The 25,625-nt window shown below is 68.5% G+C and carries 22 protein-coding genes, 1 pseudogene and 1 riboswitch; of the genes and pseudogenes, 12 read left to right on the forward strand and 11 right to left on the reverse strand.

Features of this window, described 5'->3' with window-relative positions; all coding sequences use genetic code 11:
• Positions 1-141: 141 nt before the first annotated feature.
• Positions 142-2,073 (reverse strand): heavy metal translocating P-type ATPase, encoded by a 1,932-nt coding sequence (locus LEL84_RS23670; RefSeq protein ID WP_226512915.1) that lies wholly within the window; start codon positions 2,071-2,073, stop codon positions 142-144.
• 278 nt (positions 2,074-2,351) lie between these two features.
• Between LEL84_RS23670 and LEL84_RS23675 the strand changes: the two genes are divergently transcribed.
• From LEL84_RS23675 to LEL84_RS24870, 4 genes and pseudogenes are all read left to right on the forward strand, one after another.
• Complete coding sequence (locus LEL84_RS23675; RefSeq protein ID WP_078112077.1) at positions 2,352-2,714, forward strand: ArsR/SmtB family transcription factor; 363 nt, start codon at positions 2,352-2,354, stop codon at positions 2,712-2,714.
• Between the two features lie 24 nt (positions 2,715-2,738).
• Positions 2,739-3,539 carry an enoyl-CoA hydratase gene (locus LEL84_RS23680; protein ID WP_226512916.1) on the forward strand — a complete coding sequence of 267 codons (801 nt, stop codon included), beginning with the start codon at positions 2,739-2,741 and terminating at the stop codon, positions 3,537-3,539.
• A gap of 46 nt (positions 3,540-3,585) precedes the next feature.
• Positions 3,586-6,873 (forward strand): error-prone DNA polymerase, encoded by a 3,288-nt coding sequence (locus LEL84_RS23685; RefSeq protein ID WP_226512917.1) that lies wholly within the window; start codon positions 3,586-3,588, stop codon positions 6,871-6,873.
• Between the two features lie 68 nt (positions 6,874-6,941).
• Positions 6,942-7,013, forward strand: a pseudogene (locus LEL84_RS24870) (DUF167 domain-containing protein); the annotation flags it as partial.
• Here LEL84_RS24870 and LEL84_RS23690 read toward each other — a convergent pair.
• On the reverse strand, positions 7,014-7,478 hold the full coding sequence (locus tag LEL84_RS23690) for a tRNA (cytidine(34)-2'-O)-methyltransferase (RefSeq protein ID WP_058250672.1): 465 nt from the start codon (positions 7,476-7,478) through the stop codon (positions 7,014-7,016).
• A 54-nt stretch (positions 7,479-7,532) separates the two neighbouring features.
• Positions 7,533-8,465, reverse strand: coding sequence for a serine/threonine dehydratase (locus LEL84_RS23695; RefSeq protein ID WP_413466997.1), 933 nt, complete (start codon positions 8,463-8,465; stop codon positions 7,533-7,535).
• Between the two features lie 40 nt (positions 8,466-8,505).
• Here LEL84_RS23695 and LEL84_RS23700 point away from each other — a divergent pair, with 40 nt between their 5' ends.
• From LEL84_RS23700 to LEL84_RS23710, 3 genes are all read left to right on the forward strand, one after another.
• Complete coding sequence (locus tag LEL84_RS23700) at positions 8,506-9,381, forward strand: bifunctional methylenetetrahydrofolate dehydrogenase/methenyltetrahydrofolate cyclohydrolase (RefSeq protein ID WP_226512919.1); 876 nt, start codon at positions 8,506-8,508, stop codon at positions 9,379-9,381.
• Between the two features lie 101 nt (positions 9,382-9,482).
• Entirely contained in the window at positions 9,483-9,755 is a 273-nt protein-coding gene (locus tag LEL84_RS23705; RefSeq protein ID WP_068971771.1) for a DUF3017 domain-containing protein, read from the forward strand.
• A 168-nt stretch (positions 9,756-9,923) separates the two neighbouring features.
• Positions 9,924-11,489: an Hsp70 family protein gene (locus tag LEL84_RS23710; protein WP_226512920.1), complete on the forward strand. Its 1,566-nt coding sequence runs from the start codon at positions 9,924-9,926 to the stop codon at positions 11,487-11,489.
• 32 nt (positions 11,490-11,521) lie between these two features.
• Here LEL84_RS23710 and metX read toward each other — a convergent pair whose 3' ends face one another.
• Entirely contained in the window at positions 11,522-12,676 is a 1,155-nt protein-coding gene (gene metX, locus LEL84_RS23715; protein WP_058250670.1) for a homoserine O-acetyltransferase MetX, read from the reverse strand.
• A 16-nt stretch (positions 12,677-12,692) separates the two neighbouring features.
• Entirely contained in the window at positions 12,693-14,027 is a 1,335-nt protein-coding gene (locus LEL84_RS23720; RefSeq protein WP_226512921.1) for a bifunctional o-acetylhomoserine/o-acetylserine sulfhydrylase, read from the reverse strand.
• A 61-nt stretch (positions 14,028-14,088) separates the two neighbouring features.
• Positions 14,089-14,209: riboswitch (SAM riboswitch) on the reverse strand.
• A gap of 268 nt (positions 14,210-14,477) precedes the next feature.
• Here LEL84_RS23720 and LEL84_RS23725 point away from each other — a divergent pair.
• Entirely contained in the window at positions 14,478-16,178 is a 1,701-nt protein-coding gene (locus LEL84_RS23725) for a cutinase family protein (RefSeq protein ID WP_226512922.1), read from the forward strand.
• A 91-nt stretch (positions 16,179-16,269) separates the two neighbouring features.
• On the forward strand, positions 16,270-17,559 hold the full coding sequence (locus LEL84_RS23730) for an MFS transporter (RefSeq protein ID WP_137809212.1): 1,290 nt from the start codon (positions 16,270-16,272) through the stop codon (positions 17,557-17,559).
• Positions 17,560-17,637: 78 nt separating this feature from the next.
• Here the strand turns inward: LEL84_RS23730 and bfr are convergent, their stop codons facing one another.
• Both bfr and LEL84_RS23740 read right to left on the reverse strand, forming a co-directional pair.
• Entirely contained in the window at positions 17,638-18,123 is a 486-nt protein-coding gene (bfr, locus tag LEL84_RS23735) for a bacterioferritin (protein ID WP_058250877.1), read from the reverse strand.
• 100 nt (positions 18,124-18,223) lie between these two features.
• On the reverse strand, positions 18,224-18,406 hold the full coding sequence (locus LEL84_RS23740) for a bacterioferritin-associated ferredoxin (RefSeq protein WP_058250667.1): 183 nt from the start codon (positions 18,404-18,406) through the stop codon (positions 18,224-18,226).
• 149 nt (positions 18,407-18,555) lie between these two features.
• Here LEL84_RS23740 and LEL84_RS23745 point away from each other — a divergent pair, with 149 nt between their 5' ends.
• The 3 genes from LEL84_RS23745 to LEL84_RS23755 are packed head-to-tail and all read left to right on the forward strand — an operon-like array spanning position 18,556 to position 21,621.
• Complete coding sequence (locus tag LEL84_RS23745) at positions 18,556-19,392, forward strand: exodeoxyribonuclease III (protein WP_058250666.1); 837 nt, start codon at positions 18,556-18,558, stop codon at positions 19,390-19,392.
• A 23-nt stretch (positions 19,393-19,415) separates the two neighbouring features.
• Complete coding sequence (gene trpS, locus LEL84_RS23750) at positions 19,416-20,471, forward strand: tryptophan--tRNA ligase (RefSeq protein WP_226512923.1); 1,056 nt, start codon at positions 19,416-19,418, stop codon at positions 20,469-20,471.
• Positions 20,472-20,520: 49 nt separating this feature from the next.
• A complete protein-coding gene (locus LEL84_RS23755; RefSeq protein WP_226512924.1) occupies positions 20,521-21,621 on the forward strand; it encodes a YhjD/YihY/BrkB family envelope integrity protein in 1,101 nt (366 codons plus the stop codon).
• 21 nt (positions 21,622-21,642) lie between these two features.
• On the opposite strand, the gene LEL84_RS23760 is transcribed toward LEL84_RS23755, so the two are convergent.
• From LEL84_RS23760 to LEL84_RS23775, 4 genes are all read right to left on the reverse strand, one after another.
• The gene (locus LEL84_RS23760) at positions 21,643-22,932 is read right to left on the reverse strand and encodes a D-alanyl-D-alanine carboxypeptidase family protein (RefSeq protein WP_226512925.1); all 1,290 of its coding nucleotides are present in this window, start codon (positions 22,930-22,932) and stop codon (positions 21,643-21,645) included.
• Positions 22,933-22,942: 10 nt separating this feature from the next.
• Entirely contained in the window at positions 22,943-23,722 is a 780-nt protein-coding gene (locus LEL84_RS23765) for a type 1 glutamine amidotransferase (protein ID WP_226512926.1), read from the reverse strand.
• A gap of 73 nt (positions 23,723-23,795) precedes the next feature.
• Positions 23,796-24,275: a hypothetical protein gene (locus LEL84_RS23770; RefSeq protein WP_226512927.1), complete on the reverse strand. Its 480-nt coding sequence runs from the start codon at positions 24,273-24,275 to the stop codon at positions 23,796-23,798.
• A 47-nt stretch (positions 24,276-24,322) separates the two neighbouring features.
• A complete protein-coding gene (locus LEL84_RS23775; RefSeq protein ID WP_226512928.1) occupies positions 24,323-25,540 on the reverse strand; it encodes a cytochrome P450 in 1,218 nt (405 codons plus the stop codon).
• Positions 25,541-25,625 lie beyond the last annotated feature (85 nt).

Consider the following 25,625-nt stretch of genomic DNA (forward strand, 5'->3'; position numbering starts at 1 on the left):
AGATGGGCGGGCCGACGGCCCGCTGGCTGTCCACGGCCCGCGGGCCGCGGATCTGTCTGGTACTCAGAGTGACACTAACTTGCGGCGATGGCAACGACTACGCGCGCGGCGTCGCGCGCCCGTATGCGTCGACCGTGCGCCTCAAGTCTTCGATTGTGCGCCCCGAGGGCCTGACCAGGCCGACTTCCGCAACAGGCGGGCGCCGTTGAGGGCGACGAGCACGGTCGAACCCTCGTGCCCGGCCACGGCCAGGGGGAGTGGCAGGGTGCCGATGAGATCCCAGGTCACGAGGGTGAGGATCACGGTGGCGGCGATGCACAGATTGGCGATGACGTAACGGCGGGCGAGGCGGGACAGCCGGATCAGCGCGGGGACCGCGGTGAGGTCGTCACGCACGATGATCGCGTCGGCGGTCTGGACCGCGAGGTCCGCACCGCGACGACCCATCGCGATGCCGGTCCCGGCCGCCATGAGTGCCGGTGCGTCGTTGATGCCGTCGCCGACCACGAGCACGTGTCCCTCGATCTCGCCGACGATCCGGACCTTGTCCTCCGGCAGCAGGTCGGCGTGTACCTCGCGGATTCCGGTCCGGTCGGCGACGTCCGCGGCGACCGATGGCCGGTCGCCGGTCAGCAGCAGGACCGAACCCGACGTGACGTCGCCGATCAGCCGCACCGCCTCGGCGGCGTCGTCCCGCAGGCGATCGACGAGTTCGATCCGGCCGATCTCCCGTCCGTCGACGAGAACGCCGACCATCGTCCCGGTCGAACCGGCGACGGTGCGCTCGACGGTGACGCGGCGCCCGCCGACCGCACCCGTCACCCCGCGCCCGGGAAGTGCCCGGAAATTGTCCACTGCCCCGACGCGCAGTCCGCGGTCGGCGGCGGCGGTCACGATCGCGCGACCGAGGGGATGCTCACTGGGGTACTCGACCGCGGCGGCCAGCGCCAACACCTGTGACGGGTCGTGACCGTCGAACGCCGTCACGTCGACGACCTGCGGGCGTCCCTCGGTGAGGGTGCCGGTCTTGTCGAACGCGACGACCGAGGTCCGTCCCACCGACTCCATCACCGCGGCGGACTTGACCAGGACGCCGTGCCGACCGGCATTGGCGATCGACGCGAGCAGCGGCGGCATCGTCGACAGGACGACGGCGCAAGGCGAGGCGACGATCATGAACACGATGGCACGAAGCAGCGCCTCGTCGAATGTGTTGCCGAACAACATCATCGGGACGCCCAGCACCAGGAGGGTGGCGACGACGACGATGACGGAGTACGTCTGCTCGACCTTCTCGATGAAGAGCTGGGTCGGCGCCTTCGTCTCGGATGCCTCGGCGACGAGCGTCGCGATGCGGGCGATCACCGACTCCGACGCCGGACGGGCGACCTCGACGATCAGCGCGCCGGTGCCATTGACGGTGCCGGACAGCACGTCGTCGCCCGCCGCCCGCACGATCGGGACCGACTCGCCGGTCACGGCCTGCTGGTCGACCTCGCTGCGGCCGTCGACGACGACGCCGTCGGCGCCCACCCGTTCGCCCGGACGGACGAGGATGCGCTGGCCGACTTCGAGTTCGCGGCAGTCGATCTCGCGTGTCGTGCCGTCGGGCGCATACAGGGTGGCCCGTTCGGGGGCCAGTCCGAGCAGGGCGGTCACCGAATCGGCGGTGCGCTGGGTGACGACGACCTCCAGCGCGCCCGAGGTCGCGAAGATCACGATCAGCAGCGCGCCGTCGAAGACCTGCCCGATCGACGCGGCGGCGACGGCGGCGACGATCATCAGCAGATCGACGTCGAGTCGTCGTTCCCGCAGTTCCTGCAGGCCCGATCGGGTCGGTTCCCATCCGCCGGCCAGATAGCACGCGAGATATGCGGTCCACCAGGACCATTCGGGCGCCTGGCTGATCTGGAGCACCCAACCCGTGAGGAACAGCGCCAGCGCGAGGCCCGCCCAGCGCACCTCGGGTAGCCGAAGTCCCGTCCGGAAGATCGACGGCGGGGTGGTCCCGCGGTCTGCTCCCGCGCCCGTCATGTCACCGGCCGTTTGTTCCGTCGTCTCCGCCGTACCCATCGTGTCTCCCGTCTGTCGTCGACCGCTCTGCTGGTTGAGCCGGCACCGAGCCGACGCCACTCGCCGACAGCCGTCCTCCTGCTGGTTGAGCCGGCACCGAGCGCGAGCGAGGCGCCGAGTCGAAGCCACTTGCCGACAGCCACCCTCCTGCTGGTTGAGCCGGCACCGAGCGCGAGCGAGGCGCCGAGTCGAAGCCACTCGCCGACAGCCACCTCTTAGACAGTAACAGTTCATATGAAGAGGTTTTCATGTGAGGTCCAGCCGGTAGCATCCGCTGCATGGGACACGGCATCGATGAAGGGATGCGGCCGGCTGCGCGGCTCGATCCGGAATCGGCCGTGCACGTCGCCACCACCCTGCAGGCGCTGGCGACCCCGAGCCGGCTGCTCATCCTCACCGAGTTGCGGTCCGGACCGCGCTCGGTGACCGATCTCGCCGACGCCGTCGGCATGGAGCAATCCGCGGTCTCCCATCAGCTCCGGTTACTCCGCAACCTCGGGCTGGTCACCGGCACCCGGTCGGGCCGATCGATCAGTTACAGCCTCTATGACAGCCATGTCGCCCAGCTGCTCGACGAGGCCGTCTACCACAGCGAACACCTGCGGCTCGGGCTCGCCGAGCGTCCGCAATCGGCGGGTTGATCCGACGTCACCGAAAGGCATCGCATGACCAGTGACCACACGGCCACGTCGGGAGAACCGCTTCTGCTGATCGAGCAATCCGGGCGGGTGCGGACGTTGGTCCTCAACCGTCCGGAGGTCCGGAATGCGCTCAGCTCCGGCCTGATCGACGCTCTCCGTTCCGAATTGGCGAACGCGGATCACGACGATGACGTCGACGTCGTCATCCTCACGGGCGCGGGCTCGGCATTCTGCGCCGGCCTGGACCTGGCCGAGTTGGGCTCGTCGACCGAGAGTGCTCGACTGCTCGATCATGCGGACGTACCTGTCGGGCATCCGTGGCGCCCCATCTCGAAGCCGATCATCGGCGCCGTCAACGGTGTCGCCGCCACCGGTGGTCTGGAGTTCGCCCTCGCGTGCGATGTCCTGATCGCGTCCGAACGGGCTCGCTTCGTCGACACCCATTCGCGGGTCGGGGTGTTGCCGGGCTGGGGTCTGACGTCCCGGTTGCCGGAGGCGGTCGGCCGGGGTTTCGCGCGCCGCATGAGCCTGTCCGGGGAGTTCGTCGATGCCCAGACGGCGCTGCGGGTCGGTTTGGTGACCGAGGTGGTGGCCCACGATCAGCTGCTGACCGCGGCGATGGAACTCGCGGTGTCCATGGCCGGGAGTGACCAGCTCGCGGTGCGGACCATGCTCGACTCGTATCGACGTGCCGAGCAGCATCTCGTCGGCCCGGCGCTCGACGTGGAGAACGACACGTCGGTCGAGTGGATGGCAGGTTTCGACCCCGCTCGGGTGGCCGATCGTCGGTCCGGCATCGTCGAGCGGGGCCGGGCCAACAGCTGACTCCTCCCCGCTGTCGCATCGAACTTGTGTTCGATAAGCTTGGCGGGTGGGCTGGGATCAAGGACCACCGACGTGGTCGGAGATGGAACGGGTGCTCGCCGGCCGGGCGCCCGGCAGTGCCGACCGGCCCGGCACCGAGTTCGGTCCCGACCTCAGCGAATGGGCGCCGTTCCCCGGGGATGGCGGCGACAGTCCGGCCTGGTCGCGCAAACGCGGCGCCTACCAGGCCGAGGACATCGCGCGCGGCTCGTCGGCGGTGCCCTACGCCGAACTGCACGCCCACAGTTCGTACAGCTTCCTCGATGGTGCGTCGATGCCGGAGGAGCTGGTGGAGGAGGCGCAACGGCTCGGACTCCGCGCACTGGCCGTCACCGATCACGACGGGTTCTACGGCATCGTGCGCTTCGCCGAGGCGGCCCGTGAGTTCGGCATGCCGACCGTCTTCGGTGCCGAGCTGTCACTGGAACCCGATATCGCGCGGACGGGTCAGAACGATCCACCGGGCGAGCATCTGCTGGTCCTCGCCCGGGACGGTGAGGGCTACCGCCGTCTGTCACGGACCATCGCCGACGCGCACATGGTCGCGGGGGAGAAGGGCCTGCTCCGTTACGACCGCGAAGCCCTCGCCGCGGCCGGCGGCGGGCACTGGCTCGTCCTCACCGGATGCCGGAAGGGTGCCCTCCGACGCGCCCTCGATCGCGGCGGCGTCCCGGCCGCCGAGCAGGCGCTGCGAGAACTGATCGAGACCTACGGCCACGACAACATCGTCGTCGAGCTGACCGCGCAGGGCATGGCCGACGACGACGAACGCAACGCGGTGCTCGCCGGCCTCGCCGCCGGGGCAGGCGTGCCGACCGTGGCCACCACCGGCGCCCACTTCGCCGCGCCCCGGCGCCGACGGCTGGCGATGGCGATGGCCGCCGTCCGGGCCCGCACCGACATCGACACCATCTCGGGGTGGATGCCCGGCGTCGCCGGATCACATCTGCGCAGCGGCGACGAGATGGCCCGGCTGCTGCCCGCACATCCCGATGCCATCGACAACGCGGTGGGCATCGCTGCGGACTGCGCATTCCACCTGGGCCTCATCGCACCGCAGTTGCCACCCTTCGACGTCCCCGACGGGTACACCGAGGCGAGTTGGTTGCGCGAACTCACCATGACCCGGGCACGCCGCCGGTACGGCACCCCCGCCGAACATCCGCAGGCCTACCGGCAGATCGAGCACGAGCTCGCCATCATCGAGACGCTCACGTTCCCCGGCTACTTCCTGGTGGTCGCCGACATCGTCGACTACTGCAAGGCCAACGACATCCTGTGCCAGGGCCGGGGGAGTGCGGCCAACTCGGCCGTCTGTTACGCCCTCGGGATCACCAACGTCGACCCGGTCGCCAACACGCTGCTCTTCGAACGGTTCCTGGCCCCCGAGCGCGACGGCCCGCCCGACATCGACATCGACATCGAGTCCGACCGACGCGAGGAGGCCATCCAGTACGTCTACCGCCGCTACACCCGGGAGCGCAGCGCGCAGGTCGCCAACGTCATCACCTACCGGGGGAAGTCGGCGATCCGGGACATGGCCCGGGCGCTCGGGTACGCGCCCGGCCAGCAGGACGCCTGGGCCAAGATGCCCGACACCGCTCCCGCCGACGTCGCCGAACTCGCCGGTGAGATCCTCGGAATGCCAAGGCATCTGGGCATCCACTCCGGCGGAATGGTGATCTGCGACCGGCCGATCGCCGATGTCTGCCCCACGGAGTGGGCGCGGATGGAGAACCGCAGCGTGCTGCAGTGGGACAAGGACGACTGCGCCGCCATCGGGCTGGTCAAATTCGACATGCTGGGTCTCGGCATGCTCTCCGCGCTGCACTATGCGATCGACCTGGTCGCCGAACACAAGGGGATAGACGTCGACCTCGCCACCCTCGACCTCGCTGAACCCGCTGTGTACGAGATGCTCTGTCGCGCCGACTCGGTCGGCGTGTTCCAGGTGGAGTCCCGTGCGCAGATGGCCACCCTCCCGCGGCTGAAACCGCGCTGCTTCTACGATCTCGTCGTCGAGGTGGCCCTGATTCGGCCCGGCCCCATCCAGGGCGGCTCGGTGCATCCGTTCATCAAACGGCGCAACGGGGAAGAGCCGGTGACGGTCGAGCATCCGTCGATGAGCAGGGCGCTCGAACGCACCCTGGGGGTGCCGCTGTTCCAGGAGCAGCTGATGCAGTTGGCCGTCGACGTGGCCGGATTCGACGCCTCCGAGGCCGACCAGTTGCGCCGGGCGATGGGTTCCAAACGGTCGCCGGAGAAGATGGAACGCCTGCGGCAACGTTTCTACGAGGGCATGGAGAACCTGCACGGCATCACCGGGGACACCGCCGACCGCATCTTCGAGAAGATGGCCGCGTTCGCCAATTTCGGCTTCCCGGAGAGTCATTCGCAGAGCTTCGCGTCGCTGGTGTTCTACTCGTCGTGGTTCAAGCTGCATCACCCGGCGGCGTTCTGCGCCGCGCTGCTACGGGCGCAACCGATGGGTTTCTACTCACCGCAGACCCTGGTGGCCGACGCCCGACGGCACGGTGTCGCGGTCCATCGCCCCGACATCAATGCCTCACTCGCGCACGCCACCCTGGAGAACGAGGGTCTCGATGTCCGGTTGGGTCTCGACGGGGTGCGCGGCGTCGGGGAGGAGGCGGCGCAGCGCATCGTCGACCGTCGGTCCGACGGTCCCTACCTCGACATCACCGATCTCTCCCGGCGCGCCCGGTTGACGACCAAGGAACTCGAGGGGCTCGCCGGCGCCGGCGCCTTCGACGGGTTCGGCCTCAGCCGGCGTCAGGCCCTGTGGGAGGCCGGGGCCGCCGCGACGGTGCGCGACGACCAGCTGGCCCTGGAATCGGCGCAGGCGACCCCCACCCTGCCGGGTCTCTCCGACGTCGAGCTGGCGGCCACCGACGCCTGGGCCACCGGGATCACCCCCACGTCGTATCCGACGCAGTTCCTGCGTCCCCGGCTCGACGCGATGGGTGTGCTGGCCGCTGATCGCCTGCTGTCGGTGCCCGACGGTTCGCGCGTGTTGGTCGGTGGCGCGGTGACCCATCGGCAGCGTCCCGCCACCGCGTCCGGGGTGACCTTCATCAACCTCGAGGACGAGACCGGGATGGTCAACGTGGTGTGTTCGGTCGGTTTGTGGGCGCGGTACCGTGTACTCGCTCAGACGGCACCCGCTCTGCTGATCCGCGGCCGGGTGCAGAACGCCGAAGGTGCTGTGACCGTCGTGGCAGATCGACTGCAGCGCATGGATCTTCGGGTGGGGAGCAGATCCCGGGATTGGCAGTAGTCCTCCGGCGGACGCGCCGGGAGGTCCGAGACGGATCGGTGTTCACGAAGAAACAGGAAGAGCGATGCCGGGTCCCGAAGAGCAAGATCGCGCTCATCGGCGGTGCCACGGCACGCACCAAGCGCTACCGCGTCGGCTGATCAGACCGCGCCGGCGAAACCGTGCTGCCGCCACGCCTCGTAGACGACGATGCTCGCGGCGTTGGCGAGATTGTGGGAACGACGTCCGGCCAGCATGGGGATGCGGACGCGGTCGGTCACCTCGGGCTCGTCGAGGACCTCCGCCGGTAACCCGGTCGGCTCGGGGCCGAACAGCAACACGTCGCCCGGCTGGTAGTCGACGTCGGTGTGGTAGCGCTCGGCATGGGCGGTGAACGCGAAGACCCGTTCCGGCTTCAGCGTCGTCCAGGCGGTCACCAGGTTCGGATGCACGGTGACATTGGCCATCTCGTGGTAGTCGAGTCCCGCGCGCTTCACCTGCGCGTCGGACATCGAGAACCCCAGCGGTTCGATGAGGTGCAGTTCGCACCCCGTGTTGGCGGCCAGCCGGATCGCGTTGCCGGTGTTCGGCGGGATGCACGGCTGGTAGAACATGATTCGGAACATGATGGTGCCAGCGTAGTCGGTGACGACCTTCGCAGATGCGCGCGATCGCGCCGGTCACACGGCGAGCGCGGTGTTGGCCCCGCAGAGCACGATGCACAGCGTCGAATCGGGTTGCGGCCGAACAGCTCCCGAGACCACACCGGCGACCGCGGTGGCGGTGCCGTGTTCGACGAGGATGCGGTGGGTGTCCCAGAGCATCCGTCGCGCCGCGATGATCTGCTTGTCGGTCACCAGGACGCTGCCGACCGCCGGGTTCCCGGCGACGGCCTTCCAACAGAGCTCGCCGACGCTGGTGGCGCCGAGCGAGTCCGCGGCGATGCTCTCGAGTTCGACGGGTACAAGAGCTCTCGCGGCGAGGGCCTGATGCAGACACGACGCACCGAGTGGTTCGACGCCGACGATGCGGTCGCCCGGGCGCAGTGTGGCGGTGAGGCCCGCCAGCAGGCCGCCACCACCGACACAGACAACCGTGGTGAGCGGTCCGGGCACGTCGTCGATGATCTCGAGACCGATCGTGCCGGCGCCCGCGACGACATCGGGAAGATCGTAGGCGTGCAGCGCGAGCGCGCCGGTCTGCTCCGCCAGCGCGACGGCGGCGTCGGCGGCCTCCGAATAACGCCGTCCGATGAGATGGACGCGCGCTCCCGCGGCGCGCAGCGCGTCGATCTTGACCGGCGGCGCGGTCTCGGGGATCACCACGGTGACCGGCACGCCGACGATCCGCGCCGCGACTGTCGCGCCGATCGCGGCGTTGCCGCCGGAGGCGACGAGCACGCCGGCGTCGGTCAGCAACCCCTGGTCACGGGCGTGCAGCGTGGCCCACAGACTGCCGCGCGGTTTGAAGCACCCGCCGAGCTGGGTGTACTCGAGTTTGAGAACCACCTCGACCGGCCCGTCGACGGTGTCGATGGTCGTGCGCAGTGTCGGCGTGCGACGGAGGTGGGGTGCGATCGCCGCGCGGGCGAGGTCGACGTCGCTGCGCACCACGGTCACCGTTCCGACAGTAGCGCCGTGGAAGAATGTCGGCGTGACCGCGATACGACTCGATGGCAAGACCACGCGCGACGAGATCTTCGCTGATCTGGCCGAGCGGGTGGAGAAGCTCAGGCTGGCGGGTATCACGCCTGGTCTGGGTACCGTTCTGGTCGGCGACGATCCGGGTTCGCACTCCTATGTCAAGGGAAAGCACGCCGATTGCGCCCGGATCGGCGTTGCCTCCATCCGCAAGGACCTGCCGGCCGATGCCACCACCGAGCAGCTCAGCGCGGCGATCGACGAGCTCAACGCCGATCCGGCTTGCACGGGCTACATCGTGCAGTTGCCGCTGCCCAGGCATCTCGACGAGAATGCCGCCCTCGAGCGGATCGACCCGCTGAAAGACGCCGACGGACTCCACCCGATCAACCTCGGGCGGTTGGTGCTGGGCAAGGAGTCGACGCTGCCCTGCACCCCGCGCGGGGTCATCCACCTCCTGCGACGCTACGACGTCCCGCTGGCCGGCGCCCGGGTCACGGTGGTCGGGCGCGGGGTCACCATCGGCCGGCCCATCGGGCTGCTCCTGACCCGCCGGAGCGAGAACGCCACGGTCACCCTGTGCCATACCGGTACCACCGACCTGGCGTCGGAGATCGAGCGCGCCGACATCGTGATCGCCGCCGCAGGCGTGCCGCACCTCATCACCGCGGACATGGTGAAGCCCGGCGCCGCGGTGGTCGACGTGGGCGTCAGCCGTACTGACGAGGGTCGTCTCGCCGGCGACGTTCATCCCGATGTCTGGGAGGTCGCGGGCCACGTCTCGCCGAACCCCGGTGGTGTGGGTCCGCTGACGCGGGCGTTCCTGCTGGTCAATGTGGTCGAACGCGCTGAGCAGATGCTCGTCTTGGGGAGTGGCAGCGACGCGTGACCCGAGAGGAGCACCAGAGTGAGTCCGCTCACTCCGAGTCGCCCGGCACCGCGGACGCCCGTCCCGGACACCGGGGGCGTCGTGCCGCCGACTCCTCCCGGTTGCGGGCGGTGCTCGTCCAGCTCCCGTACCTGCTGGTGATGCTGGGTGTGTTGGCCGCTGCGCTGCTCGTGATGTTCGATCGCTGGCGGCGTGGGTCCTTCGTCTTCGGGGCGGCTCTACTCGTCGGAGCCGTACTCCGTGCCTTCATCCCGTCGTCGCAGGCAGGCCTGTTGCAGGTCAGGGGCAAATCGTTCGACGTGACGGCGATGGCCACGGTCGGCGGCGTGATGCTGTGGCTGGCGGCGTCGATCGACTCTTTGGGCACGGATTGATTACAATAGAGACCTGAGCGTGACCTGGCGGACCAGTCGTGCGCTCAACCAGGCAATTTTCCGCTGCTCTGCGCAGACACACCGACCGCTGGAGTTTGTATCACCGCATCACCAACCGACGGCACCGTGAATGAAGTGACGTCCATGGGCGTGTCAGCAGGGGCTGGCATGATTCACTACGTCCTCTTGACGCGTGACGATCTCGGTCGCAGTGTGGTCGATTCCCGCGTGATCGACGTGGATCCCACCGACGGCCTCGACTCCGCCGGCCGGGTCAACGCCGGGATCGACGTGATGCTCAGCGCCGCCCGCGAGACCGGGACGCGAGTGGGCCCGATCGGGGTCGCCGCACGCACGGGGAGCCAGCGTCGGCAATTGCGTTCACGGGGCAGCGGACCCCGGCGTCAGGTCCGTCTCGCCGGCGAGGACGAGGCCGTGCTGGCCTACCTGACCGACACCGGGGAGATCGACCGTTTCTCGACTGCCGTCGTCGTCGACTGCGGCGACACCGGCATGTCGCTCTACACCGTCGATCCCCGCGAGGGTCGCATCGGCGACGCCGAGCACTCGACCGTGCTGAGCGGTCGTCGTCTCGACCGGTCCATCGTCGACCAGCTGACCGCCGACAATCCCGTCCTGGGCGACGCCACTCGGACGCGGGCGGAGCGCAGCGAGTTGCGCAGCGCGTGCCGGACCGCGAAAGAGGAGATCGCCTACGGCGGCGTCGCGGCCGCCGAGTCGGTCGTCGCGGTCTCGGCGAACACCGGTCGTGTGGCGCTGTCCGCGACCCAGGTCGAGCAGGCGATCGCGCCGATGATCGGTGATGCGAAAGAGGTGTTCGCCCGCTATGTCGCGGCCGTCAGGTCACGCGGCGTACGACCGGACGCGGTGGTGTTCATCGGCGGACTCGCCAACCTCCCCGCGGTGCGCGCGATCGCGGCGGAGCATGAGCTCGAGGTCGTGAACCCGACGGCGCCGGAGCTGGTCGTGGCCACCGGCGCAGCCTTGCTGGCCCTCCAGAGTTATTCGGGCGCAGCGCGTCTGGCGTTCATCGGCGGCAAGCCGCAGCGCGAGTGGCTTTCCGCGACCCCGATTGCGGTTGCCGGGGCGGTCATCGCGGCCACGCTGATGACCATCTACGCGGTGAGCTCGTCGTTCGCCGACCTTCCGGCCGTCGAGCCGCAGCCGTCGGTCAGCAGTGTGCCCCCCGCGGCGGCGACCAGCGAGGAGGAGCCGCCGTCCACCCCGCGGCCCACCTCCCAGCCGATCACCCGAATCCCGGCCGAACCCGTCGAGCCCACCGTCGTCACTCCCGTTCCGACGCAACGGCCCGCGCCCGAGACCGGCTGGAACGACCCGCCGGCATGGGCGACGACGGAGTTGCCGCCGACGCGGCCGTCCACGAGTACCAGCACCCGCACCCTCTCGCCGTTCCCGTGGCCGGACCTGACCTTCCCGCCCGGTTCGACACCGACGATCCCGCCGGACCTGCTGCCCCCGGGTATGCGTCCGCCGAGCGTGGCGCCCACTCCGCCGCCGCCCACGTACTCGACGTCGACGTTGCGCTCCGCGCCCAGCGGCCCGCCGCGGCCGAGCAGCACCCGCGCCACCGGGTCGACTGAGATTCCGGGTGTAGCCGAACCGGGGAAGTCCGTTGACGGGGAGTCGGGCTCACCGGTGACCCCGGTACCTCGGTCCGGCAGCCCGGTTCCGTCGGTGCCGGCGCCGCGCTGACGAGACGCCGCCGACAGCTGGGCTACGGTCCGTCAGGCGTCGCGACGCGCGAGTTCGACCGTGCGCTTGAGTAGATCGCTGATGGCATCGAATTCGGTCAGGAATCCGTCGTGGCCGGTCTCGGAGTTGACGACCTGGAGCCCGCCGACGCAGTTGCCCAGTTCGTCGGCGAGTTCGACCTGTAGCCGGATCGGGTAGAGACGATCGGAGTCGATCCCCCCGACGATCACCGGAACGCGGCAATTGTTGAGCGCCTTGGCGACTCCGCCGCGACCACGGCCGACGTCGTGGTGGTTGAGGACCTCGGTGAGGACGACGTAGCTGGCCGGGTCGAAGCGGGACATCAGCTTCGACGCCTGGTGGTCGAGATAGCTCTGCACGGCGTAGCGCCCGCCGGTCAGGGGGTTCTCGTCGCCCTGGGCGTCGTTGCCGAAGCGGGAGTCGAGCTCCGGTTCGCTGCGGTACATGAGATGGGCGATCCGGCGCGCGATCCCCATGCCCTGCAACGGAATCCGACCGGTGCCGTGGTAGTCGCCGCCGCACCAGTCCGGGTCGGCCTTGATCGCGGCGATCTGTGCGGACTGGATACCGATCTGATCCGCGGTCGCGCGGGCGCCGACGGCGAGTACCAGGGCGCTGCGGACGCGGTCGGGGTACTCGATGGCCCACTCGAGCGCGCGGGCGCCGCCCATCGAGCCGCCGAGAACCGCACCGACGCTGCGGATTCCGAGGCGGTCCAGCAGTGCCACCTCGGCACGGACCTGGTCGAGCACGGTGATCTGCGGGAAGCGTGAGCCCCAGGGCCGACCGTCGGGGGCGATGGAGCCTGGACCCGTCGAGCCCTTGCATCCGCCCAGGACGTTGGCGGAGATGACGCACCATTCGTCGGTGTCGATGGCCTGTCCCGGGCCGATCAGCCCGTCCCACCATCCGGCTGAGTCGTGGTCGGCGTCGGCGGGTCCGGTGACGTGCGAGTCGCCGGTCAGTGCGTGGAGCGTGAGGATGACGTTGTCGCGGGACGGTGACAACGTCCCCCAGCGCTGGAACGCCAGGGTGACGTCGTCGATCCGTGCTCCGCTGTCGAGAGGCAACGAGCCGATGGGGATGCCGACGAGTTCCCCGTCCGGGAGGGTCTCCCAGTCGGGCTGATCAGATGCTGTCGCATTCAGGTCGATACTCACCGACAAAGCTGCCTCACCTGTTTCACTTGGCCGCCGCGAATCCCTGTTCGAGATCGGCCAAGATGTCGTCGATTCCCTCGATGCCCACGGCGAGCCGGACCAGTCCCGGGGCCACGCCCGCGGCGAGCTGCTCCTCGGGGGTGAGCTGGCTGTGGGTGGTCGAGGCGGGGTGGATGACCAGCGACCGCACATCGCCGATGTTGGCGACGTGGCTGTGCAGGCTGAGCGCGTCCACGAACTTCTTGCCGGCGTCCACTCCGCCCTGGATCTCGAAGGCGATGATCGCACCCTGACCCTTCGGGGCCAGTTCCTGACCGCGCTTGTACCAGGGCGAGGACTCCAGGCCCGCGTACGCCACGGACTCGACCTGCGGGTGTGCCTCGAGGAAGGCAGCGACCTTCTGCGCGTTGGCGACGTGGCGCTCGATGCGCAGACTCAGCGTCTCCAGGCCCTGTGCCAACAGGAACGCGTTGAACGGGGAGATCGCCGCGCCGGTGTCACGCAACCACTGCACGCGTGCCTTGAGTGCGAAGGCGGGCGCGCCCAGGTCGGCGAAGACGGCACCGTGGTAGCTCGGGTCCGGCGTGGTGAAACCGGGGAACAGGTCCTTCCCGTCGCGCTGGACCCGCCAGTCGAAGGTGCCGCCGTCGACGATGACGCCGCCGATCGCGGTGCCGTGACCACCGATGTACTTCGTCGCCGAGTGCACGACGATGTCGGCGCCGTGGGCCAGCGGGCTGATCAGGTACGGGGTGGCGACGGTGTTGTCGATGATGAGGGGTACGCCGTTGCGGTGCGCGACCTCCGCGATCCCCGAGATGTCGAGGATCTCGTTGTTGGGGTTGGAGATCGACTCACCGAAGAACGCCCGGGTGTTGTCCTTGACCGCGGTCTGCCACGACGCCGGATCCTCCGGGTCCTCGACGAAGCTCACCTCGACCCCGAGCTTGGGCAGTGTGTAGTGGAAGAGGTTGTACGTGCCGCCGTACAGGCGGGGGCTCGACACCACGTGCCCGCCGGTCTCGACGGCGTTGAGGATCGCGTAGGTCTCGGCGGCCTGTCCCGATGCGACGAGCAGCGCGGCGACGCCGCCCTCGAGCGCGGCGATCCGCTGCTCGACGGCATCCTGCGTGGGATTCATGATGCGCGTGTAGATGTTGCCCGGTTCGGCGAGACCGAAGAGATTGGCTGCGTGCTGGGTGTCGTTGAAGACATACGACGTCGTCTGGTAGATCGGCAGCGCACGGGCATTGGTCACCGCGTCCGCGGACTGCCCGACGTGGATCTGCTTCGTCTCGAAGCTCCAGTTCTCGCTGGGATCGTTGCTGTCGAGGGTGCCGTCAGGGACATCAGACATGGCGATTCATCACTTTCTACGGTCGGCAGGGCAACTCGACCCTGTTGGGGTCCGACCTTCGGACCCGCGCTTGCCGGGGATCGCCACTGCGATCCCGCAACCCGGTCATCACCCGGAGCACCCCACCGCGGAAGGAGGGTTGCCGATCAGCCAGCCGGGGCTTCGCGCTGATACTCATGACCTGGCGACAAGGATATAACACGGATGTGAGGGCCCGAGAACCGTCCCGGTCAGGCCGCGCCCAACCCTTGAGAAGTGCACCGGAAGGGTGCCGGTGGCTGTCCTCCGACCGAGTGAAATCGGGTGTGTTCAGATACAAAACCGCTGGTCACGGTAGTTAGCGACGCTCAGGGTGCTGTCGGTTCCGCGATCGCGGATCTAGCGTTCGGGACAGCCCCGGCTGCACCGGAATGCTCCGCTCAGGTGGTCCGGGTTCGCACAGGAGCGCTCATGGCCGTGATGGCTCATCTCCGGACCCGACGGGTCGCTCTGTTGGTCGCCTGGATGTCGACGATGTCGACCCTCGCCGCATTCGGCTTCACGGGGGTGGCGGCGGCGACAGCCGGCGGCCCCTCGTGCAGCGGTGCCGTCGTGGTGGTCGGGGGGACCGTCGACGCTGAGTCGCTATTGCTCGAGGGCGTCAAGGAGCGGTACCGCAAGCAGGACTATGAGGTGATCAACGCTCCCTACCCGGCAACCATATGGCCGCTCGGAGCGACGGGGTACGACCGCAGCACCGAACAGGGAATCGCATCGACGGCGTCGGCGATCTCGTCGTATCGAGAAGCGTGCGGGTCCGAGGCGCCGGTGGTGGTGACGGGCTATTCGCAAGGGGCGCGCATCGCTGGAGACGTGCTCGCCGGTATCGGCAACGGCCGGAAGTTCGATGTCGCGAACACGCCCGACGATCCCAGCGACGACGTCGTGATCTCCGACGTCGGGGTGTCGGGCGAGCTGTATTCGGATCCGCGGCAGGCCGGTGACAAGACCGGGCGAGGTATCGAGTTGTCGCTGATCGGGATCATCCCGGGTCTGACCATGTCGGGGTCGCGTGGTGCCGACAGTACGGACGCCGGCTTCGGGACGGTCAATGACCGGGTCGTGTCGGTGTGCATCGAGGGCGACCCGATCTGCGATCTGCCCGATCCCGTCTACGACCCGATCGGCGCCATCGACGGCATCCTCGGCTACCAGGTCAAACATTTCCTGTATCCCGAGCAGATGTCGGGTAACCCTCTGGTGTCGGGATACACGTGGACGAATCGCCCGGTTGATTGTGCGGACGGCGTCTGCATGGTCGGCGCGAGCTCGGCGTTCGCCGAGCTCGTCCAGGGCTGGGCTCGTGACCTCGGCTACCGGGGCACCATCGGCGATTTCCTGTCGGATCGCCCGACCATCGGGCTTCCGTTCGGCATCGAACTGGCGAATCTGCAGCCGGTGGTCCGGCTGGTGCAGGGCTTGCTGCCGCCACTCCCACGTCTCGGGTACGGCGCATACCTACCCGACATCTTCGTCTTCGAGGACATCCTGCAGGGCATCGTCACCGCGACACCGGCTCGGTTCGTGCGCGGTGTCAGCGCCCTGGCTGCCAGCGTGCGCAGCATCGTCCTGCTGCCGGTCAACTTCGTCCGGTACTGGGCGGGCGCGATCATCGGGCCGGTGGCGTCGGAGGCCGGCGCCGTCACGATTCTCGCGGCGGACACGTCGCACCTGCGATCGTCCACGTTCGCGCGACTGGCAGCCGTACCCGACGAGTCCGTGGGGCCGGTCCGCGCTGAAGAAGTGGGCGGGTCCGGCCCCTCGTCCGAGCCGTCGGCGGCCCGGGGTGCCGAACCGGATGCCACCGACCCGTCACCGGCCGAGCAGCCCCCGGTGGGCGACACGACCGACACGTCCTCGGGTGCCGACACGGGCGACGATGCCGAGACCGATACGCCCGACGCGGACCCCGCGCCTGCCCCGCCTCGAGACGACGACTCGCCGGCCGTCACCGATCCCTCGGGAAGCGATGTCGAGACGTCTGGAACCGACGGTCACGGGGGAGAGGACGGCGAGAGGGCCGGCTCGTCCGACACGGCTTCGGACCCGGACGGGCCCTCCCCAGACCCGTCCGAGCCCGACAGCGATGGGGGCTCCGAAGCCGGCGACTGACACCCCGCGCGATACTCAGGCCACTGCGCTTGTGAATGAACTCACCACCGGCTGAGGAATCAGCGCTGACGGGCGCGGGTTGGCATCAACCGTGCCTGATGCTCTCTCGACGACCGAAGCCCCGGCCGACCCTTCACTGACGGGTCCGTCCACCGCCGGGGAAGTCCGCAGCCCCGCACGGGCCGAATCGGCCGAGGTGCCCCGCCGGGTCCGTCGGTGGACGATCCTCGCCCTTGCGCTGGGTGGATTCGGGATCGGGACGACCGAGTTCGTCGCCATGGGCCTCCTGCCCAACATCGCCGGATCGCTCGGTGTCTCGGAACCGACTGCCGGACATGTCATCTCGGCCTACGCGATGGGTGTGGTGGTGGGTGCGCCGCTGATCGCGGCGCTCACCGCGCGGATGTCCCGTCGGACGCTTCTGATCGGCTTGATGGTGGCGTTCACGGTCGGCAACCTCGCGACCGTCCTCGCGCCGGATTACGGTCTGCTGCTGGTGGCGAGGTTCGTCGCCGGCCTCCCGCATGGCGCCTACTTCGGGGTCGCGGCTCTGGTCGCCGCTCATCTGGCCGGCCCGCGCAACCGTGGCAAGGCCGTGGGACAGGTGATGCTCGGTCTGTCCGTCGCGAACGTCCTCGGCGTACCGGCGGCCGCCTGGCTCGGCGAGACGTTCGGCTGGCGGTCCGCGTTCGCGATCGTGGTCGTGATCGGAATCGCCACCGTCGTCGCGCTGATCCGGGTGCTTCCCACGCTCACCGGGATGAAGACCACCGACCCGCTCACCGAGCTCGGTGCACTCAAGCGGTCCCAGGTCTGGTTCACACTGGTCATCGGAACCGTCGGGTTCGGTGGGATGTTCGCGTTCTACACGTATCTCAACTCCGCGCTGACCACCGACACCGGGCTGTCGGTGTCGGTCGTGCCGTTCGCCCTGATGTTGTACGGACTGGGAATGGTGACCGGCAACTTCGTCGGCGGTTATGTCGCCGACCGCAGCGTGGCGGTGGCGATCCTCGGCGGACTCACCGCCACCGCACTCTCCCTCGGCGCTTTTGCGGTGCTGGCCGAGAATGCTTGGGCAGCGTTGATCCTCACCTACCTCGTGGCGCTCACGGGATCGATGATGCTACCCGCGCTGCAGACCAGGCTGATGGATGTGGCGGCCGATGCACAGACTCTGGCCGCGGCCCTGAACCATTCCGCGCTCAACATCGCCAACGCGGCCGGAGCGCTGCTCGGTGGCGTGGTGGTCAGTGCCGGCTACGGATATCTGGCGCCGTCGGTGGTCGGGGTGATGCTCGCGGTGGCGGGTATCGCGGTCACCGTCGTGGCCCTCGCGACCGCGCGGCGCCAGGCGCGGCACCAGCCCGTCGGGTCCTGAACGAGCGCGGCCGTCCTACCTACGACGAGGGCCGACCGGATGAGTCCGGTCGGCCCTCGTGTCGTCGAGTCGGTGCAATCAGCCGTTCGTGGGCGGTGTGGCGATGGTCTTCGACAGGTAGAGCTGCTCGCCGAGCTTGTTGATCAGCTCGAGTTGCGTCTCTAGATAGTCGATGTGTTCCTCTTCGTCGGCGAGGATCTGCTCCAAGAGGTTGGCGCTGGTGATGTCGCCCTTGGACCGGCACATCGCGATTCCGGGGCGGAGTCGTTCCACCACCTCGACCTCGATCGACATGTCCGACTCGAACTGCTCCCGGATCGACTGCCCGATGCGCAGCGGCAGCAGGCGCTGATAGTTGGGCAGGGCGTCGAGGAACAGGATGCGATCGGTCAGGACCTCGGCGTGAGTCATCTCCTCGATCGACTCGGCCCGTGTCTTCGCGGCGATCTCGGTGAGACCCCAGCTCTGCTGCATCTTCGCGTGCAGGAAGTACTGGTTGATCGCGGTCAGCTCACTCGTGAGCTGTTCGTTGAGCAGGTCGATGACCTCGGGGTCGCCACGCATCTGTCTGCCTCCCATTTCCCGTGTGTGTCCGGTCGAACCGTAACACGACAAAACCCCCCGCGCGTCGTCTCGCGCGAGGTTCGTCGGCTCGGAGGTCAGGTCATGCAGCGGTCGTCGCGGTTGACGCCCTTTCGCTCAGGATGGTGTGCAGTTCGTCCAGGCAGGTCCCGCAGCCTTCGCCCGCGCCGCAGCGGTCGCTGATCGCGTCGACCGTGTACGCGCCCGCATCGCAGTGCGCATGGACCTCGTCCACGGTGACGGCGCGGCATATGCAAACGAACATCTCGGAAACTCACCTTCGTGCCTGGATTAGGCAATGCTTACATATCTTAGGGTGTCCGCACAAGGGTTGCCTTACCTTTTTTTGACGTCGTTCGAGTGGCGCGATCACGGCCAATGGGCTGTCGGACAGCCGCCGTAGCATGTGGCCCCGTGCCACTCACGATCTCCACGGTGAACGTCAACGGAATCCGCGCAGCGGTCAAACATCGGTCGGAGGCCAACCGCGGCCTGCTGCCCTGGCTCGACACATCTGGACCGGATGTGGTCCTGCTGCAGGAGGTCCGCGCGAGCGAGGAACTCGCCCGCGACGCGCTGGCGCCGGTGCTCGACACCGGATGGCATCTGACGATGAGCGAGTCCTCGGTGAAGGGCCACGCGGGCGTCGGTGTGCTGACACGTAGCGCGCCGTCGGCGGTGCGCGTCGGATTCGGGAGCGCGGAGTTCGACGACCTCGGCCGCTATCTCGAAGTCGACGTCGACACCGACCTGGGACCGCTGACCGCGGGAAGCCTGTACCTGCCCAAGGGTGCCGCGCTCTCCGACGCCGAAAAGGACATCGCCAAGCACGACGAGAAGGTCCGTTTCATGCGCGAGTTCGGCGCGTACCTGGATCGGTTGGTCCGTCGACGCCGCCACGTCGTCGTGGGTGGCGACTGGAACATCGCGCCCGCCGAAGCCGACATCAAGAACTGGAAGGGCAACCTCAAGAGCCCCGGCTTCCTACCGCACGAACGGGCCTGGGTGGCCGACCTGCTCGCCGCCGGGTGGCGCGACGTCATGCGCGAACTCTTCCCCGACGACGCCGGGCCCTACTCGTGGTGGTCGTGGCGCGGTAAGGCCTTCGACAACGATTCCGGATGGCGAATCGACTATCAGCTCACCAACAAGATGCTGGCCGGCCGGGCGACCAAGGCCGAGGTGGAACGTGCGGCGGCCTACGACCTCCGCTGGTCCGACCACGCCCCGGTCACCGTGCGGTACGAGTGACCGGGTCTGACAAACTGGGCGTCATGACCAGCGACGTAGAGCGCAACGGAGAGCCCGCGGCCGAATCGATGCCGACCCGTCCGCGTGTGCTGTCCGGTATCCAGCCGACGAGTGAGTCCTTCCACCTCGGGAACTATCTCGGTGCGGTCCGGCAGTGGGTGGCGTTGCAGGACGACTTCGAGGCCTTCTACTTCATCCCGGACATGCACGCACTCACGGTGCCGTTCGACCCGAAGGTCCTCGCCGAACGCACCCGCCTGAGCGTCGCGCAATTGCTTGCCGTCGGTGTGGACCCCGAGCGGTCGACGATCTATGTGCAGTCCCACATCCCCGAGATCGCCCAGCTGACGTGGGTCCTGTCGTGCATCACCGGTTTCGGCGAGGCCAGCCGGATGACCCAGTTCAAGGACAAGTCGGCCAAGCAGGGCGTCGACGCGGCGGGCGTCGGCCTGTTCACCTACCCCATCCTGATGGCCGCGGACATCCTCGCCTTTCAGGTCGATCGGGTTCCGGTCGGGGAGGACCAACGGCAGCATCTCGAACTCACCCGCGACCTCGCCCAGCGATTCAACTCCCGGTTCGGCAAGGTGCTGAAGGTGCCCCAGGCGCACATCGTCGCCGAGTTCGCCAAGATCTACGACCTGCAGAACCCGACGGCCAAGATGAGCAAATCCGCCGAGACCGACAAGGGTCTGATCAACCTGCTCGACGATCCGAAACGTTCGGCGAAGAAGATCCGGTCGGCTGTCACCGACACCGGATCGGAGATCCGGTTCGATGTCGTCGAGAAGCCCGGTGTCTCCAACCTGCTGACTATCCAGTCGGCCCTGTCCGGTGTCGGCGTCGACGATCTGGTCGCCAAATACGAGGGCAAGGGATACGGCGACCTGAAGGTCGACACCGCGGAGGTGCTGACCGAGTTCGTCACCCCGCTGCGCGGGCGGGTCGAGGAGTACCTGTCCGACCCGGCCGAACTCGACGCCATCCTGGCTCGGGGCGCGGCCCGCGCGCGTGCCATCGCCTCCGAGACGCTGGCGTCGGTCTATGACAAGGTGGGGTTCCTGGCGCCTGGCCGGTGAGACCGCATCCGCCGGACGCCGTCCCGCGATCCGACCAGGAAGGCCATCCATGACCTCCGCGCGCGACTCGGCGAGATCACCGGTGGACACGGCGAAATCAGCTGTGGACAGAGGGATGTCGACCGTCGACAAGGGCAAGTCGGCCTTCGCCGCGGCGCGGGAGAAGTGGCCCGCCGTCGAGCACCTGGTGCAGACCGTCGAACGCTACAACGACCGGCGCGGAAACGTGTATGCGGCGGCCATCAGCTTCAACGGCATCCTCGCGCTCGTCCCGATCATCATGGTGGTGTTCTCGGTCGCCGCGTTCGTGTTGGCGAATCAACCACAGCTGCTCGAGGACCTGCAACAGGCGGTGGTCGACGCCGCGCCCGGCAAGATGGGCGAGCAGCTCAGTGAGGTCATCGATTCGGCGATCTCCTCCCGCGCCGCGGTCGGGATCGTCGGTCTGATCGGTGCCGCCTTCACCGGGATCGGGTGGATCTCCGGCGTCCGGGTCGCCTTCACCGAGATGTACGGGGGCCGCGTCGACCGCAACCCCGTGCTGTCGAAGGTGTGGGATCTCCTCACGTTCGCATTGCTGGGCATGGCCTTCGCCGTGACGATGGCGCTGACGACGCTGGGCAACAGCGGACTCACCACCACGATGCTCTCCTGGGTGGGCCTCGACGACGCGTCATGGGCCCCGGTCGTGGTGCGGGCCGTCGCCATCGTCGTGTCGGTGTTCGCCAGCTGGCTGCTCTTCACCTTCGTGCTGGCGCGGCTACCGCTGGTGCCGCTGCCCATGACGCACGCCATGAAGGCCGGACTGGTCATCGCGATCGCGTTCGAGCTGATGAAATCCCTTGGCGGGCTGTATCTCCAATCGGTCCTGGGCTCGCCGGCCGGGGTGGCGTTCGGTCCGATCTTCGGTGTGTTCGTCTTCGCGTACCTCGCGTCGCGGATCGTGCTGTATGCCACCGCGTGGTGCGCGACCGACCCCATCAACAGCAAGTACCAGGTCGTGGAAGAGCCGGACGCGGAACTGCACCGGCCGGTCCAGATCTCGCCGACGGTCGAGGTGAGCCCGGCGCCCCGGCCCGGCGCCCTCGCGGCCGCCGTCGGACTGGGCGCAGTCGCGGCCGCGCTGATCGGAGCCCTTCGGCGGCGTTGACCTCCGGCGCTGGTCGTCTGATCAGCGGCGTCCGGAGAGCTTCAACCCGATGAGCAGGAGGATGACCGCCGCGAGTGCGGCCACGAGCCCGATGAGGATCTGGACCGAGGTCGACGACGCCTGGTCGGAACCTGTTGCGACGGCGCGGTTCTCGGTCTGCGTCGGCGCTGGTGTCGAGGACGGTCCGGACGCGGCCGACGGCTCGACGAGGCGGCCCACCGAGATGGCGGGGTCGGTTCGGAATCCGTAGTCGAACATCGCCTTCGCCTGGTCCCAGTACAGATCCCCGTCGACGGACAGGCCGAACATCTGCACGATGATCACCGTCCGGCCGTCGCGTTCGGCGGCACCCACGAACGTCTTCCGTGCGTCGTCGGTGTAACCGGTCTTGCCGCCGAGCATTCCTGGATACCCATCGACGAGGAGGCGGTTGGTGCTGTACATGTCGTAGGGCGGATGATCCTTGTCGCCGGGCACATCTGGACGCCGCGGGTAGCCCGGGAAGCGGAACGTGGGCATCGCGATGATCTCGCGAAAGGTCGGCTCGGTCATCGCGGCCCGGAACAGCAGCGCCAGATCGTAGGGCGAGGAGGACATCCCGGCGGCGTCCAGTCCGGACGGGCTGGCAGCACGCGTGTCCGTCGCGCCCAGGTGCGCGGCCCGGTCATTCATCTTCTCGAGTGTCGCGTCGACGCCCCCGAGCTGACGCGCGAGCGCATGCGCGCAGTCGTTGCCGGACACCAACAACAGGCCGGTGAGCACGTCGCGAACGGTGTAGACACCACCGGGCCCCATGCCGCATGAGTCGCCTTCGGTGCTCCAGTCCTCGACCGTGGGCACGACCGGCGCCGCGAGGTCGAGTTCGTCGAGGACGACCAGTGCGAGCAGCACCTTGATCGTCGACGCGGGCCGGTACCGGCCGTGGGGATCCTTGGCGGCGATGACCTGCCCGGACTCGACATCGGCGATCAACCAACCCGCGGAGGTCAGCCGTGGCGGAACGGGACCCGCCGACGGATCGGCGACGACCCCGCAACCGGCGAGATCGGCACCCCCGACGGCGGGAGAGGGAACCGGCAGGGGAGAGGGGGGCGTCGAACCCGGTGCGACGACCTCGGATTCGTCGACGGCCGGAGGCGTGGCGACCTTGTGCGGGCAGTGATCGGTGACCGGCGTGGTGATCGCCGGAGGCGGTACGGTCGGCAGCGGGACGGCCACGGCCGGGCCGACGCGGAAGACGAGGCCGAGCACTCCGACGGTCAGTACGGCGACGAGCGCGCACGCGGTACGACGAGTCCACGTCGGGGTCATCGGCCGCACGTTACCAGCGGGGCCGGGCGCTGCCGACGACATCCTGCAACCAGCGCCGCATCACCGCTTCCGCCGTCGGCACGGTCACTTTCTCCGCGGCCGCGGCGTCGATCGGGAAGCGGTCGGTGGCCGACTCACCCAGGACCTCGGCCACCGCGGACCGTGATTCCGGGTGTGACAGCCACCCCCGGACCAGATCGCCGCCGGCTTCGAGGTGGAACTGCACTCCGTAGCAGTTGTCCACGCGGAACAACTGATTGACGCAGGCGTCGGAGGACGCGAGCAGGGCGGCCCCGGGTGGCAGGGTGAACGTATCGAAATGCCACTGGACGGTGTCGATGTCGCGTGGTGCGGGTGCGGTGACCGCCCCGCCCCACACCGGGTCGGCCATCCCTGCCTCGTTGAGACGCACCCGGCGTACACCGAGTTCCGGTGTGTCGCTCGTGTGCACCTCGCCACCGAGAGCCGCTGCCAGCATCTGCGCGCCCAGACAGACACCCCAGATGGGCACATCCCGTTCACGGGCTCGGCGGAGCAGGTCGATCTCGTCGGCGATCCACGGGATGCGGTCCGCGTCACCGACTCCCATCGCTCCGCCGAGAACGAGGATGGCGTCGAAATCCGCGGGATCGACGGTCGCGGGTTCGCGCCAGATCCGCAGGGTGGTCGTCTCGGTGATCGCGTGCAGGGCGGGTCCGTAGGCGCCGGGTGGTTCGGACTCCGCGTGCCGGATCTCCAAGACCCGCAACCGCTCCCGCGGGCGTTCGACCGGCTGTGTTCTGGTGCTCATGACGAGTGCAAGAGTACGGTCTCGGTGGCGATTCCTCTCACCGACGCGGGGGCGGAACCCACGCCGGGCTGCGTCAACCGGAATGACATGAACTCGTGGGACGGGACCCGTGCGCGGTGTGGTCGGCGACCCGTTCACCGTCGACGGTGATCTCACACCGTGCGAACCGCCCGCCGGACTGGAACAGCGCGTCGACCGGCGCCTCGCCCATGGCCCGCGTGTACACCAACGACGCCGAGAACTTGCCGTCCGGATCTCGTTGCGACAGCGGCACTTCGGATTGGATGCGTAGTCTTCCGTCTGCGTCGGTCCACGCTGCGGCGCCGTTGTGCTCGTGGTCGGAGATCAGCGTGATCGTGATGCGTTGCGTGTCGGTGGTGGGTGCCGCCGCGGCCGGTGCGAACACCAGGAAGCACGCGAACGCACTCACCGCGAGCGTCAGCAGCAGCCGGAACAGAAGGGCGCGGGCCATGAAGTACTCCGTTCGATGGGCGATCACCGGTCCGGCGACGGGCCGGGTTCCTCGGTCTTCCTTCGACGCATCGGACGGCATATCGGTTCCATCGGGCTGCTGAGCGAGCGGAAGTCGGGATTCTGCTGTCAGCGGGTGATCGTCAGCGGCAGCGTGGTGAAACGACGGACGAGAACCCCGGGCTCCCACGCCGCCTGCGTCAGATCGACCCGGAACGCAGTCGTGGAGCGCAGCAGATGCTCGACCGCGAGACGCGCCTGCAGACGCGCCAGCGCGGCCCCGACACACAGGTGCATGCCCTTCCCGAACGCCAGATGTGACCGGCGCGCGGCCGGATCGAGGTCGATCGCCGCGGGGTCGACGAAATGGGCGGGGTCCCGGTTGGCGGCGCCCCACATCAGGAAGATGTGCGACCCCGCGGGCAGGTGCGCGTCACCGAGGGTGGTGTCGGCGACGACATGCCGGAAGTGGCCGCGGAACGGCGTCTCGAGCCGCAACGCCTCCTCCACGAACACCGGGATGAGATCGGGATCCCGGCGCAACCGTCCGGCGACGTCGGGGTGCCGGTCCAGCAGCCAGACGACACTGTTGAGCAGGCTCGTGGTCGATTCCGCCCCCGCCGCGACCAGCTGGAACAGGATCATCACCGCGGTCTCGTGATCGAGACTGCCGTCGGCGACACGGCGTGCCACCTCTCCCAGCGCGGTCGGCCCGCTCTCTTCGCTCCCGGCGCCGGCGCCGGTGTCAGTGTCAGTGTCAGTGTGCCTCAGCGCCGCCGACAGATAGGCCGTCAGCTCACCGACCGCCGCGGTCGCGGCCGTCAGCTGGTCCGGCGTGATGACGCCGTCGATCAGGACGTTCGTCGCGATCGCCCACCGGGTCAGCGTGGCACGGTCGGCGACCGGCAATCCGATCACCGCCGTGGCGACCTCCATCGGAATCCGTTGCGCGACAGCGCTCAACCAATCGATCCGGCCACCACGGAGATCGTCGGCCCATGCCTCCGTGATGTATCGACGAATGGTCGGTTCGAGCTCGCGGATACGTGCCGGAGACACCGACCGCATGGCGAGCTTCCGATGATCGCGGTGCCGGGCCCCGTCGGCGGTGGCGAGGACGTGCATAGCGTCGCCCAGGCCGGCGACCGGGAACTCCGAGACCGTGCCGTCGCCGTGCCACACCATCGTGGCGGTCAGGTTCGACGAGAAGTCCTCCGGGCGTCGGACCGCGTCGGCGATCAGGTCCCAGGAGCCGACGGCGAAGAACGATGACTCCCCGATCCGCTGCACGGGCGAACCGGTGTGCAGACGCGAGTAGAAGGTCGTGGGGTCGGCGGTGGTGTCCATGGAGTCCAGCGTGGGCGACCCCGGGCCGTCGATGCACGCATATCCCCGAAGTCGAGATCGGTAAGAAGTCACGACACCATCCGGT

This window comes from Gordonia sp. WA4-43 (assembly GCF_020520305.1).
Lineage (GTDB): Bacteria > Actinomycetota > Actinomycetes > Mycobacteriales > Mycobacteriaceae > Gordonia > Gordonia hongkongensis.

What these genes read in the sequence shown, in the direction of transcription:
- LEL84_RS23670 (WP_226512915.1), bottom strand. Translation starts at nt 2,073, where the DNA reads ATGGGTACGGCGGAGACGACGGAACAAACGGCCGGTGACATGACGGGC.
- LEL84_RS23675 (WP_078112077.1), top strand. Translation starts at nt 2,352, where the DNA reads ATGGGACACGGCATCGATGAAGGGATGCGGCCGGCTGCGCGGCTCGAT.
- LEL84_RS23680 (WP_226512916.1), top strand. Translation starts at nt 2,739, where the DNA reads ATGACCAGTGACCACACGGCCACGTCGGGAGAACCGCTTCTGCTGATC.
- LEL84_RS23690 (WP_058250672.1), bottom strand. Translation starts at nt 7,478, where the DNA reads ATGTTCCGAATCATGTTCTACCAGCCGTGCATCCCGCCGAACACCGGC.
- LEL84_RS23710 (WP_226512920.1), top strand. Translation starts at nt 9,924, where the DNA reads ATGATTCACTACGTCCTCTTGACGCGTGACGATCTCGGTCGCAGTGTG.
- LEL84_RS23720 (WP_226512921.1), bottom strand. Translation starts at nt 14,027, where the DNA reads ATGTCTGATGTCCCTGACGGCACCCTCGACAGCAACGATCCCAGCGAG.
- LEL84_RS23725 (WP_226512922.1), top strand. Translation starts at nt 14,478, where the DNA reads ATGGCCGTGATGGCTCATCTCCGGACCCGACGGGTCGCTCTGTTGGTC.
- bfr (WP_058250877.1), bottom strand. Translation starts at nt 18,123, where the DNA reads ATGCGTGGCGACCCCGAGGTCATCGACCTGCTCAACGAACAGCTCACG.
- LEL84_RS23740 (WP_058250667.1), bottom strand. Translation starts at nt 18,406, where the DNA reads ATGTTCGTTTGCATATGCCGCGCCGTCACCGTGGACGAGGTCCATGCG.
- trpS (WP_226512923.1), top strand. Translation starts at nt 19,416, where the DNA reads ATGACCAGCGACGTAGAGCGCAACGGAGAGCCCGCGGCCGAATCGATG.
- LEL84_RS23755 (WP_226512924.1), top strand. Translation starts at nt 20,521, where the DNA reads ATGACCTCCGCGCGCGACTCGGCGAGATCACCGGTGGACACGGCGAAA.
- LEL84_RS23760 (WP_226512925.1), bottom strand. Translation starts at nt 22,932, where the DNA reads ATGACCCCGACGTGGACTCGTCGTACCGCGTGCGCGCTCGTCGCCGTA.
- LEL84_RS23765 (WP_226512926.1), bottom strand. Translation starts at nt 23,722, where the DNA reads ATGAGCACCAGAACACAGCCGGTCGAACGCCCGCGGGAGCGGTTGCGG.
- LEL84_RS23770 (WP_226512927.1), bottom strand. Translation starts at nt 24,275, where the DNA reads ATGCCGTCCGATGCGTCGAAGGAAGACCGAGGAACCCGGCCCGTCGCC.
- LEL84_RS23775 (WP_226512928.1), bottom strand. Translation starts at nt 25,540, where the DNA reads ATGGACACCACCGCCGACCCCACGACCTTCTACTCGCGTCTGCACACC.